This window comes from Candidatus Pelagisphaera phototrophica (assembly GCF_014529625.1).
Classification (GTDB): domain Bacteria; phylum Verrucomicrobiota; class Verrucomicrobiia; order Opitutales; family Opitutaceae; genus Pelagisphaera; species Pelagisphaera phototrophica.
Map to the genome: position 1 here is coordinate 2,479,446 of NZ_CP076039.1, position 12,409 is coordinate 2,491,854.

Sequence of the window (12,409 nt, forward strand, 5' to 3'; positions counted from 1 at the left end):
ATCGCCTCGCTTAATTTAAAAGAGCTATGGAATTGGTACGCTCTTTGCTGACCCGTAAACTTATGATGAGTTTTGGGAATCCTGTTGGGCAGCGACTATTCGTAATCGGTCAAAACTCTGGCCTCACGAACTTCGTAAAGAGATTGAGGCTTTTGATTGTTACCACCTCAGTCCTACTAGCTATTTGTTTATCGAGTTCACACGCGATGCCTGAGTCAGCATCTGATCAGAGATCTCCGATCCCAGTAGTGGTTCAGTTTGATTGGATTTTTAATGCCCAGTTTGCTGGATTTTATCAAGGAATTGAACAAGGCTTTTTTCTCGATCAGGGTCTTCGACTCGAACTACGAGGAGGCGTTACCACCGCAAATACGGTTTCGGCAACAGTTGAGGTTCCAGGCCTCAGTATTGGTTCCACAGAAAGCAATGTTTTAATTGCTGAAGTTGCCGAGGGAGCGGATGTAGTTGCTCTAGGAACAATGTTTCAGGATAGCCCGATGGGTTGGATGTACATCAAAGGAGGAAACATTAGTAAATTTTCGGATCTTGCGGATCGGCGAATAGGAATCCATTCTGATGGTGCTAGAGTGATTGAGCTTCTTTTACGGGAAGCCGGTGCGGACACCTCCGAACTTGACACGTTTAAGGCATCCCACGACCCCCAGCCGTTGTTAGACGGGAAGCTCGACGCCCTTCAATGTTATTACATCGATGAATTTGTAAAGCTGCAGAAAATGGTCGGAGACAGGGCTGGAATATTTTTGGCACGAGATCATGGCTATAAAGCTTACTCGCAGGTCATGTTTACTGAACGGAAGACGGCTTTGGCGAAATCCTCAAACCTCCGCGGATTTCTGAAAGCAGCTAAGCTTGGATGGGCTTACGCCTTTGATAATCCAGAGGAGACGATCGACTTGATTTTGGAGAAATACAATCCATCACTAGATCGCGATTACCAACTTCGCTCATTGGCAAAGATTAGAGAGCTAATGGAGCCTGAATCCGGCTCACTTTTTCGCCCCATGAGCCCAGACCTTCTAGAAAACGGGCAATCAAGACTTTTAGAGCATGGATTGATATCAGACTCGATTTCAATAAAAGATCTTTTGAGCCAGCAATTTCTTCCGCATGACTAAGACAAGATAACATGCCCGAAACTTTCATACTTCGTAACGCAGCAATTCCAAAATCATTGCTTGCCAATTCAATCGGATCTGAAGGGGCGGCCAGGGAAGCTGAGATTTTAATCCGAGACCTGGAAATTTCGGATACACTTATAACAGCGATCGCAGCTCCTGGTGTAATCAATGCAACTGATGGTGTTAAAGTTAAAGATCTGAGTAACAGAATCGTTTTACCAGGATTTATAGATTCTCATGTTCACTTGGACAAAGCATTCACATGGGATCGGGCACCCAACGTCAGGGGAGAATTTTGGGATGCTATCGATTTATTGTCTAGAGATAGATTTAACTGGACAACTGAAGACCTCTACCGCCGAGGAGACTTCGCCCTTAGATGTGCTGAATCCCACGGCACGGTTGCCATGCGAACCCATTTAGATGTCGGGCGAGATTTCGGGGAAAATAGCTACGAAGCCATGAGGGCTTTGAGCGAGCGTTGGTCAGGCCGGATTCAACTACAGACTGTCAGTCTATGTGGCATTGAACTTTACATGGAGCCAATCGGACAAGAAATCGCTGAGAAGTCCCTAAATTTTCCCAAAGCATTGTTGGGCGGGATGCCTCAGATGGGGCCAAATTTGGACGCAGAATTGGATTATTTTTTTGATTTGGCTGCCGAGTTGGGATTAGGCGTTGATTTACATGTCGACGAGAATGGGTTGGCAGAAGCTGAATGCGTCCGGCGCATCGCAAAAACCATCCTGAAAAAAGATTTTTCGCTCCCTGTAACCTGCGGCCATGTTTGCAGCTTAGCCATTCAGGATGAAAGCCGAGCGAATTCGACGATAGACCTTATTAAAGAAGCCGGAGTGCAAATCGTATCCTTGCCGATGTGCAATATGTATTTACAAGATAGGCGGGTAGCAAAGGACTCCGCTCGAGCAACTCCTCGGTGGAGAGGCGTGACTTTGTTGCATGAGCTGGAAACCGCGGGAGTTCCACTAGCCTGTGCAAGTGATAACGTTCGAGACGCCTTTTATGCGTGGGGAGATTTCGATATGTTTGAGGTATTGGTTCAAAGCATCCGCATTGCTCATTTAGACATGAAGCTTAATGCAGCGACTAGAATGGTTACTTCGGGGCCAGCAGATATAATGGGGTTAGAAGGTATGGGACGAGTCGAGGAAGGTTCCGATGCCCGCTTGGTAGTTTTTGACAGTAGAAGTTTTAATGAACTGCTCGCTCGCCCTGCACAGAAAAGAGAATTGATAGGTTTCCACTCTGAAGCGAAAGAGACCCCAGACTACGAGGAGCTCCAGCACTAGGATGGCTCGTTTTTGGCAGGAATACTGCTCGCCGAATTTATGCAAATTATAAGATTAACAAAAATCGCTCTGGTTTTTTCTGTAGCGTTACTACTTTTTCTGATCGTTCTCAATAATATCACTGACTACGGCTCAAACCTTCTCTTCGTCGAGAACGTATTGGGAATGACCACCGTATTTGAGGGGAACCAGTTGATGTGGCGTTCCATCGACAGTCCTCTCGTCCACACGATTTTTTATGCGACAATCATATTATGGGAAGGGGCAGCTATGGTCTTTTGCTTCATCGGGGGATATAAACTTTTGAGCCGATTAAAAGCTCCGCAAGCAGAATTCGCAGAAGGAAAGTCACTCGCTATTGCTGGCCTTGTGCTTAGTATGCTTCAATGGTTCGTAGCGTTTATTACAATTGGAGGTGAGTGGTTCACCATGTGGCAATCTGAAATATGGAACGGTCAAGATGCAGCTTTTCGCATGTTCGCTTGCTTCGGAATCATCCTTATATTCGTTTATTTGCCCGAGTTCGGCGAAAATTCGCGGGGACTTTCGGAGGAAGAAAACACCAATTGAGATTCAAAACCCGCTTTATTTTGTGCAAAATTGACCATCGGTGTTGATCAAAAAGAGGACTGCATTCCAGCCCGCCTTTAATTTCTAAACAGATTTCCTAAAGAAAAATCGATGCAGCGTCTAAGAAGTTACGGAAATACGGAACGCGACTTTGTGTCTCCACTTCGGAACAGATTATGCTCGGACTAGTGCATGAGCAAAATCTGTAAGGTTCTTTCACTGACTCTGTTTTTCTATTCCGTCGCAGTTGCTGGGCTTACAATGGATGTCTATCTGATACGCTCAAATTATATATTAACCATGGCAAAAGGCTCTGCTGAGCCTTTAGATGGTTACATTCAAATTTCAAAAGAAGGCCTAATTATTGATATAGTCGAAGGCGAACCCTCTGAAACGCTAGGTGGGACTCTAATTGATGCCCGCGGTAAAATTATTCTGCCTGGATTTGTTTCTGGTCACAACCACCTTTGGCAAAGTGCTTTCCGTGGATTGGCAAGTGATCAAGAGCTCTACGGATGGCTCAATTCCTTGCACTGGACCTTTGGGGATTTCTTTCAAGATGGAGACATGTATAATTTCACCCTATACGGTGCACTTGATCAGCTTGCCAACGGCATTACCACTACTCTGAACCATTCACAAAATGTGGCACCCACTTATGATCAATATCTTGAACAGTTTGAGGCAGAGATGGCCGCCGGCCAGCACTTCATTTTTTCTTATGTACTTGACGAGAATGAGCCGAGCGCAGCGATCCGAAAATCGAAATTGCTCTCCCTGATAGATGATACTTCTAGGCGCCCTGGCCCTCATGCCTGCTTGGGTTTTGGATTACATGGGACTGGTATTTATCGTGATATGGACTTTCATCGCGAAGAAGTTAATTTGGCAAAGGAACTCGATTTAGATATGCAGATCCACTATCTGGAGGAGAAAGCTGAATCTTTTAGGAATGGGCAGAAAAAGTTCGAGTTAATGGCTGAGAAGGGCGGGCTCTGGGATGGCCTTGTTTACGCCCACTTTATACATGTCACAGATAAAATTTTGGAAACTTCAGCGAAAGCAGGTGCGAAAATGATATGGAATCCCCTCTCGAATGGTCGATTAGCATCAGGGTTGGCTGATATTCCAAGATATCTTTCCGCAGGTCTTGAAATTGGTATGGGAGTCGACGGAAGTGCAAGTGGTGACGTTTGCGACCCTTTTCAAAATATGAGAATGGGGATGTACGCGTTGCGAATGAAAGACTCTAACGCAGCTGTTATGTCATCCATTGATATTTTGCGAATGCACACCCTAAAAACTGCACAGGTCCTCGAGGTTGATGATCGAGTCGGCAGCCTAGAATTGGGCAAATTTGCAGACTTTCTCATAATTCAGCCAGGCTCTCCTGTTTTCGACCCCTACTCGACAGTCGTATTGGCAACAAGTGCTAACGATATAGAAAGCGTTTGGGTGCGAGGCCAAAAAATAGTAGAAAACAGAAGGTTCCCAAATCACGATATGGGGGCAATCAAAAATGAGGTTGCTCGACGAGTTGCTCGCATAGTTTCGGATCAAACTGGCAATAATTAACCTCGGAGGCGACTTGATCCAAACCTTGAAACCCGGTAAAACATAAGGGAATTAGTTGGTAGCCACTCAATTTTTTGCTGGTGTACGCAGGCTCCAAAAAAATCGAGAGCCAACAGAGTAAATCAATACATGCTATAAGAATGCCCTATTATTAGTATCAATAGGCATCAAGTTTGTCCTGATAAAAAATAAAAAGCCCTAAAAATTAATATTAAAGGCCATCCTCGGTGGGAGGCTTGGCATATTCGAAGTCGATCATATCCTGAAGGAACTTCACAGTGCCTTCTACTGCTAGCTCCAGGTACTCAGCCGCAATCTCATCAGTCACGCCGGTTGGATCCCCAAATACTCCTGTCGAAGACCAATCTTCTGTTTTCCATTGTGCATAGACTTTTCCAGTCAAACCGATTCCGGTAGTCGGGTAGTCAGGGAAGCAAGGTTTTGCTAACTCGTCTTTAACTAGTTCAGGTTCCAGTGCTTTTACTAGAGCCGTCTCTGTAAAACTAGCATGTATTCCATAATCTTTTTCTCTCGAATCCACGCTGGGGGGAAGATCTACCCCGTTAACATAAGAACTCGCCGAACCGAAGAATGTAGTCATCCCAAATTCATCTCGGATATCCCTTGTCACTGAATGTAAGACACCTACATTTCCGCCATGACCATTAAAAAAGCAAAGTTTGCGAAAACCGGATTCGTGCACGCTTCGGCCGATTTCGAAAAGCATGTCATATAGCGTCTTTGCTCCGACCCAAATTGTGCCCGGAAAACCACGGTGTTCATTACTTTTACTAATCGTAATCGGCGGCAAGAGATAGGCAGGCGCGACTTCAGGAAGTCGATCCATAGCCCTTTCAAGTACCCCTGAGCTGATTATTGTATCGGTATATATTGGTAGGTGGTGACCGTGCTGCTCGGTTGCTCCAACTGGAAGCACTGCTAGGGCTTTAGATTTATCTATAGCCTTAACTTCCGGCCAGGTCATGTGAGCTAAAAAGCGCTTGTTTGCCATGCTTGAACAGTCAGCTACTTCCGCGCCGATCCTTAATTCTCAGCGAATATATCGCTATTTTTTCTGCACAAACCTTTACCTGATGTAAGTTTGGCACTTAGCTTGCTTTTGTCTTTTATGCCCAAATTTATTAATCCCGATAACATTCCATCTCCGTTCGCTAACTACAGCCACGCGGTAGAAATTCCAACAAAGTCCCGAATTCTTTTTTGCTCAGGGCAATTGAGCGTTTCACTAAATGAATCAATTCCTGAAGACGCTGAAAGCCAAACAGTACTCATTTTCGAAAACATAAAGGCTGTACTCAAGGAAACAAATATGACATTAGCCAACGTCGTACGCATAAATACTTTTGTAACTAGCAGAGAGCACTTAAAGCCTTTTATGAAAGTTAGAGATGGATTATTTAAATCCCCAGGTCCCGCTTCGACTTTAATTATTGTGTCTGGATTCTCGCGGGAGGAATTTTTGGTAGAAATTGAAGTGGTTGCTGCCGCAACAGACTAGTCCGCTTCCAGAAGGCTCTAAGACCGTAAATTTGATAACGTTCTTGTTAAAAAAACAGGATTGATCCTGTCGCAGATGATCGAGGTGAAGTTCTCGATTAGAGTTAAAGATTAGATTTGTGGAAAATTCTTTATTCATCGTGCTCTGAATCGTTCTCTCTTCCCAAAGCAAGGTATCATCCGCTTGCTGGTTAAATTTTCCGGTAATTCGGGAAAATGCAGCGATCCCCACGAATCGTGTTCAGGTGAGGTTTTGGACAAACTGATCGCGAAAGCTAACGCCACTGGAATCGACGCTCCGTTTGGTTAGCCATCTTTATTCGCAAAATCTGTTTCCAAATGGGCCTACCATTCATCGGACAATGACCTGCGTGATGAGAGGCAGTTTCGAACAACCGATAAGGACATTCGGAAACACCTTGGCAAATAGCCTCTGAGTTTGTACACGGACTTGATTGCCCTGCCCGCCATGCGTGCAATGGCTTTGCTTAACAGTCATGGAATGAAAGATAAAAGCGGCGGTAAAAAAGGTTTCTTCGAAGTTTACCCCAAAGCAAGCCTTCTATCTTGCGGTCTACACGGGCATGGCTACAAAAAGACGTATATTCTCGATACGCGAAAATAAATGCTAGCTGGCATTAGACATAAGTTTCCAAATATCGTGATTCCCGAAAGCTACGACAACCTGGACGCCCTGGTCGCCGCTATCACCGCCCGCCGAAGCCGCCCAACGTAGAACTTCCCTCCAACCGACTCCCAACTCCTTACAGCCCGCCAGGAAGGCTGGATCCACATGCCGCACTAGGTCTTCGAGAACGACAAGCACACAAATTAAATCCTTTTGCCTCGCCCGTTATCGGCCTTCATGAGTGTGCACACCGAATTGAAGGCCCAACTCGGCCACCGAGGGGAGGGAGAAAGGCTAAAAGCCTTGAATTCGATCAAGCATTGGATGACCTCCTCACCGAGGCCAAAGGCTTTATTTAAAGGGTTGCCAATTCCGACGGCCCGTTCTTTCTCTATTTCCCTTTGACGGCACAGCCCAAGTCGAATCCGTTTTCCTTGAGCTGAAAGGCGATCACTGAGTTCAATAAGAATGAATCTTATAATTGTATTTGTTTTCCCATTACTATAGGTATAGAGCTTGTCTCATGTGCATCAGATATTCGCGAAGGAGACAATGCTGACTACCCTTAAGCAGTCGCAACCTTCACGAATCTTATGCGGCTTACTAGCGATCGCTAGACCGACCTTTCGACTCATGGAACACCCTCTATGCCAAAGGAAGCTTGCTCCGTCATTCCAACAACCCAATCTAACGATTATGAAACGTATCCCTTTTCGAACAATCCTAGTCCTGGCTACCCTGATCTCCACCGCTCATGCCCAGCCTTACTTCGGCAACGGGATGAAGATCGGCGAAACCACCGACCATTCGACGCGGGTGTGGGTAAGATTGACGGAGCGAGCGGAGCCCAATTGGGAGGGATTGAAGTGGATTGGAACGAAGGATCGTAATTTCGATGTCGGCGAATTGGGCGAAAGGCAATTTCCCCAAGGAGCAGCGCTATCAGATATGGAGGGAAGCTTAATGGGCGCGAAGGGAAGCGTCCGGATTAGCTGGTGCCCGGAGAATCGGCCAAACTCGAAGTCGCAGACCGATTGGTTGAGCGTCGACCCAAATCGCGACTACACACGGCAGGTGACCCTCGAGAATCTAGAAGCGAATCAACGCTACGAACTAGAGATTGAAAGTCGTTCCGCCAGTGGTAAAACGGGGCAATCCCTCTCCGGTTCCTTTCATACCGCGCTGGGCGCCAGTGCGAGCGAACCGTTTCACTTTGTCATTTCGACATGTCAAAGCTGGATCACTCGAGACAAAGGGACAGCGGGTCTCCAGATCTACGACCAAATGCTGGATCTCGATCCCGCGTTCTTCGCTCACATGGGCGACATCGTCTATTACGACAAGCGAAGCGCCGGTGGGGACGTCGATGCACTCACTCCAGACTTGGCCCGCTTTCATTGGAACCGCTGGTACGGATGCTCGGACATCATCAATTTCCATAAGCAAGTGTCCAGCTTCTTCATAAAGGACGACCATGACACCGTTACCAATGACAGCGTCCCGGGCGACCAAGCGGGTGATCTCTCGTGGGTGAGAGGGCTTTCGATTTTTCGGGAGCAAGTCCCCATGGGGCATCCGAACTACCGTAGTCGTCGCTGGAGCCAGGACCTCGAATTCTGGTTTGTTGAGGGCCGCGACTATCGGAGCCCGAATGATATGTCTGACGGGCCAGACAAGACGATCTGGGGAACGGAGCAAAAGGCTTGGTTCAAGGAAGGAGTTCTCGCTTCCGACGCGCCCTTCAAGATCCTGTTCTCCCCCACGCCGATTGTTGGTCCAGATCGGAAGAACAAGAAAGACAATCATTCCAATGACAACTGGAAACATGAAGGAGACGAGATTCGAAAGTTCTGCGCGGAAAACAACGTGATCGTGATTTGCGGTGACCGGCATTGGCAATTTCATAGTAAAGACGATAGGACTGGGCTGCATGAGTTCTCTTCGGGAGCGTCTTCCCCCAAGCACGTTGGCGGGTTTTCGATGGATCTGAAAACCGACGAGCATCAGTACATCGCTATTATTGCGGGCTTTCTCAGCGGCGAAATATCGAAGGAAGGCGATCAACCAAAGCTGACCTTCCGACACCATCGTACCGATGGGAGTGTCGCCTACGAACATACCTTCTCGTCGAAGTGAAGAATCCAAGCCCCGTATTTCCGCAGAAGCACTAAAATATGAAAACAGTATACATGAATCGCAGGACGCCATGATTAGGCGCTCCACTGTTGCTGGTCATGCTATTCGTTCCTGCCCACACCGAGGCGCAGACTCCGCGTAATCCCAACATCCTTTTAATCTACTTGGATGATCTGGGATACGGTGATGTAAACTGCCTCAATCCCGACTCGAAGAACCCCAACCCCAAACTAGACCGCATCGCCCGCGAGGGATTTCATTTCACGGATGCCCATTGTGTTGGCTCGGTCTGCCGTTCCAGACACTACGCCCTCCTTTCTGGTCGATACCCGTGGCGCCGAGGGAAAGGGGCATGGGCAACGGGGCGAAGTTCCGCGATCTCTATGTAGAAACCGACCACTCCACCCTGGCCTCGCGATTAAAGGAAGAGGCATACAATACCCGACAGTTCGGAAAATGGGGATTGTGCCACAATTATTCCAATACCGTACTACTTGGCCGAACACCTGGCGACATCGACGCCTACGACTTCGCGAGCAACAAACTTCGCGGAGCCCAACTAATGGGATTCGACTGTTCCTAGTATATCGGGTACCACGACAAACAGGATAGCAACATAAAGGTTCAGTCCGAGGCCGTTAATCCGCTTAATTCAAACATGAATCCTAATGAACCTCCTCGCTGGCTCCCTGACAGCACGAAAAAGGTAGTGGAGTATCTCGAGGTTTAAGGGGGAAAGAAGTGCAACGATGCTTTCGCCATTGATTCGGAAAAACACTTTCTTCATCCACTGGGATCCACCCAGTCCAAATGGTCCGATCGTTCCCCAAAGCCCCTTCATAGGCAAAAACGAAACCGGGGCCTATGGCGAACTTGTCTTTGAGATCGATCACTACATCGGCCTTTCTTTGGATACACTCGGTCTGCTGAACTTGGCAGAGAATATGCTCGTCATCTTCGCGTCGGACAATGGGCCCGACAACAGCACTTAAGAGCGTTTCAGCGAATTCAACTACTACAGCATGCGCGAGCGGCGCGGAATTAAGACCGACGTTTTTGAATACGGGCATCGTCGTTAGCATCTGAAAAGCGTGCTGGCTCCAATTGACCAAATCGCAGGAGCGGTTTTGCACCGCGATGGAAACTGCGGAGATCGCGGCGTAAGACCGCCCCTGAAATTAAAAAGATTGAGGAATTCTTGGTAATACTGGCCTGTGCCTTGCTATTTCGGCGGGCTGACTTCAGAAATACCGTAGCGCTTCCTTCCCCTTCGAATGAAAGACATGTCACTCCCTAAAACCTTCTGGTGGCTCAATGTCACCCAATTTGGAGGCGCCATGAACGACAACGTGTTCAAGCTTTTGATGGTATATGCGTTGATTGCTTGGAAAGGAGACTCTGAATCGGCAAGCATCTTGGCATCGGTGGGCTTGGTCTTCGCTATCCCCTTCCTACTGATTGTTCCCATCGCTGGTAACTTTGCCGATCGCTACAGCAAGCGGGAACTGATCGTAAAGTTGAAAGGAACCGAGTTCTTTGTGATGACTTTCGGAGCTACTGCTCTTTTTATTCAGAGCGGTTTGATGCTTTACATTACGATGTTCTTGATGTCCGCCCAAAGCGCCTTCTTTGGCCCTTCTAAGTATGGCCTGATCCCAGAACAGGTGCCCACCGAAAAATTGTCGAAGGCTAATGGATCCATACAGCTCTTCACCTACCTTGCGATTATTAGCGGTACCGTTCTAGCTCCCGAGCTCAGCCTGTTGGTCGATGGAAAATTCGGATTGGCATCCACCGTATGCCTCATCATTTCAGCGGGCGGCTTCCTAGCGGCAATCAATATAGAGCCGAGCCCCGCCCATCCGAATCGGAAGCTAAGTCTAAACGGATTTGGAACCGTATTCAAAACGTTGGCCGATGTGCGCAATGACGGTTTTCTCACACTTTCAATACTCGCCCTATCTGTTTTCGCTCTCGCTGCGGCGTACGTTCAGCTCAACGTCATCGATTTTGGCGAACAGCATCTAGGGATGAAACCCGAGGAAGCGACGCGTTTATTCCTGATGACCGCAATCGGCATCGGTGTCGGCTCAACCACGGCCGGTTGGCTCAGCGGCAGATCGATCGAATGGGGCATCGTCCCCATCGCCTCGATGCTGATGAGTTTGTCTCTCTTCGCTTTGGGAACGATCGAGAAAGGCAACATTATGTCCTCCGCCATTAGCATGTCCGTTCTCGGATTCGCCGCGGGTCTATTCATCGTTCCGCTTAATGCGTTTATTCAGTACCGTAGCCCCAAGGATCGCTTAGGCTCCATCCAAGCAGCCAACGGTTTCATGACTTGGATTGGAATCTTAATGGCCAGCGGACTCATATTCCTCGTTTCTTCGGTCCTCGATTTGACCGCCCAAAATGGGTTCTTTATTCTGTCCTTCGGATTAGCGATCCTGGCAATTTTCAGTCTTTGGGTACTGCCAGACTTTTTTGCGAAGTTCATTTGCATGCTCATAACGAGGTTTCGGTATCGGCTTCACGTTCGTGGGCTCGACCGGCTTCCCCCATTCGGGCCAGCCCTTCTTGTCTGCAACCACTTTAGCCTCATGGATGCGACCCTAGTCATCTCTAGCCAGCAACGCCCGATCCGCATACTCATGTCCGGTGGCTTTTATGAAAAGGCAAACTGGTTCACCCGAAAGATAAGCTCGCTCGGCAGTGTCATTTTAATAAATGAAGCCGACAATCCAAAAAAGTTTCTTCTCTCGCTAAAAAAGGCCCGTGAAGCACTCGACGAAGGTTACCTTGTTTGTATTTTTGCTGAAGGCAACTTGAGTCGCACAGACAAGATGCACCCGTTCAAGCAAGGTTTTGAGCGGATTGTCAAAGGAACGGATCACCCGATCATTCCCGTCTATATCGGAGGGGCTTGGGGCCGCATTTCGAGCTACCGAAAAGGGATGCCTCAAATTCGTCTATTCCACGACTTTCGCTATTTCGTAAGCATCCATTTCGGGAACCCGCTACCGTCTACATCGACTACCTTCGAGGTTCAACAAGCCTTCAACAACCTCTCTGTCGACTCATTCGATTTAGTCAAGGAGCACCGCAAAGGCCTCGGTTATTAGTTTGTCGAGTCCGCACGTCGAAACTGGAGACGACTGGCCATCGAAGACAACAGAGAGTACGAGCTAAGGTATAGTGAACTTCTCATTGCCAGCCTAATCCTGAAGAACCGTATTCACTCTCTAATATCCGATTCTGAGGACTGCATTGGCATATTGCTTCCGACAGGTTCCGCCCCCGTCTTGGCTAATCTCGCCATCACTCTGGGAGGCCGAAAAGGCGTCAACCTGAACTACACCGCCCCCGCCACAAGCGTGACCTTGGCTCAAGAGCAATGCGAGATCAAGGCAGTGATCACTTCTCGCAAGTTTTTGGAACACCTACCACAGCTGCCTCTGTCACAAAATACTCTACACATGTAAGACTTGATGGCTTTGATCGGCAAAGCAAAGAAGCTGATCACGTTTGCCAAA

General features: G+C 47.8%; 11 protein-coding genes. 9 read left to right on the plus strand and 2 right to left on the minus strand.

What is annotated here, in order from left to right; genetic code table 11:
• Positions 1-206: 206 nt before the first annotated feature.
• From GA004_RS10620 to GA004_RS10635, 4 genes are all read left to right on the plus strand, one after another.
• The gene (locus GA004_RS10620) at positions 207-1,136 is read left to right on the plus strand and encodes an ABC transporter substrate-binding protein (RefSeq protein WP_283393837.1); all 930 of its coding nucleotides are present in this window, start codon (positions 207-209) and stop codon (positions 1,134-1,136) included.
• A gap of 11 nt (positions 1,137-1,147) precedes the next feature.
• Positions 1,148-2,449, plus strand: a complete 1,302-nt coding sequence (locus GA004_RS10625) for a cytosine deaminase (RefSeq protein ID WP_283393838.1) — start codon at positions 1,148-1,150, stop codon at positions 2,447-2,449.
• A 39-nt stretch (positions 2,450-2,488) separates the two neighbouring features.
• Complete coding sequence (locus GA004_RS10630; RefSeq protein WP_283393839.1) at positions 2,489-3,019, plus strand: DUF2165 family protein; 531 nt, start codon at positions 2,489-2,491, stop codon at positions 3,017-3,019.
• 300 nt (positions 3,020-3,319) lie between these two features.
• On the plus strand, positions 3,320-4,594 hold the full coding sequence (locus GA004_RS10635) for an amidohydrolase family protein (RefSeq protein WP_283393840.1): 1,275 nt from the start codon (positions 3,320-3,322) through the stop codon (positions 4,592-4,594).
• A 211-nt stretch (positions 4,595-4,805) separates the two neighbouring features.
• Here the strand turns inward: GA004_RS10635 and GA004_RS10640 are convergent, their stop codons facing one another.
• Entirely contained in the window at positions 4,806-5,606 is an 801-nt protein-coding gene (locus tag GA004_RS10640; RefSeq protein ID WP_283393841.1) for a creatininase family protein, read from the minus strand.
• Positions 5,607-5,723: 117 nt separating this feature from the next.
• Between GA004_RS10640 and GA004_RS10645 the strand changes: the two genes are divergently transcribed.
• Positions 5,724-6,113: a RidA family protein gene (locus GA004_RS10645; RefSeq protein WP_283393842.1), complete on the plus strand. Its 390-nt coding sequence runs from the start codon at positions 5,724-5,726 to the stop codon at positions 6,111-6,113.
• A gap of 627 nt (positions 6,114-6,740) precedes the next feature.
• On the opposite strand, the gene GA004_RS10650 is transcribed toward GA004_RS10645, so the two are convergent.
• Entirely contained in the window at positions 6,741-6,938 is a 198-nt protein-coding gene (locus GA004_RS10650) for a hypothetical protein (protein WP_283393843.1), read from the minus strand.
• Positions 6,939-7,436: 498 nt separating this feature from the next.
• Between GA004_RS10650 and GA004_RS10655 the strand changes: the two genes are divergently transcribed.
• The 4 genes from GA004_RS10655 to GA004_RS10670 all read left to right on the plus strand — a co-directional run bounded on the left by GA004_RS10655 (position 7,437) and on the right by GA004_RS10670 (position 11,998).
• Positions 7,437-8,876 carry an alkaline phosphatase D family protein gene (locus GA004_RS10655; RefSeq protein WP_283393844.1) on the plus strand — a complete coding sequence of 480 codons (1,440 nt, stop codon included), beginning with the start codon at positions 7,437-7,439 and terminating at the stop codon, positions 8,874-8,876.
• A gap of 98 nt (positions 8,877-8,974) precedes the next feature.
• Positions 8,975-9,265: a sulfatase-like hydrolase/transferase gene (locus GA004_RS10660; protein ID WP_283393845.1), complete on the plus strand. Its 291-nt coding sequence runs from the start codon at positions 8,975-8,977 to the stop codon at positions 9,263-9,265.
• 360 nt (positions 9,266-9,625) lie between these two features.
• A complete protein-coding gene (locus tag GA004_RS10665) occupies positions 9,626-9,868 on the plus strand; it encodes a sulfatase-like hydrolase/transferase (protein WP_283393846.1) in 243 nt (80 codons plus the stop codon).
• A gap of 291 nt (positions 9,869-10,159) precedes the next feature.
• Positions 10,160-11,998 (plus strand): MFS transporter, encoded by a 1,839-nt coding sequence (locus tag GA004_RS10670; RefSeq protein ID WP_283393847.1) that lies wholly within the window; start codon positions 10,160-10,162, stop codon positions 11,996-11,998.
• Positions 11,999-12,409: the final 411 nt, after the last annotated feature.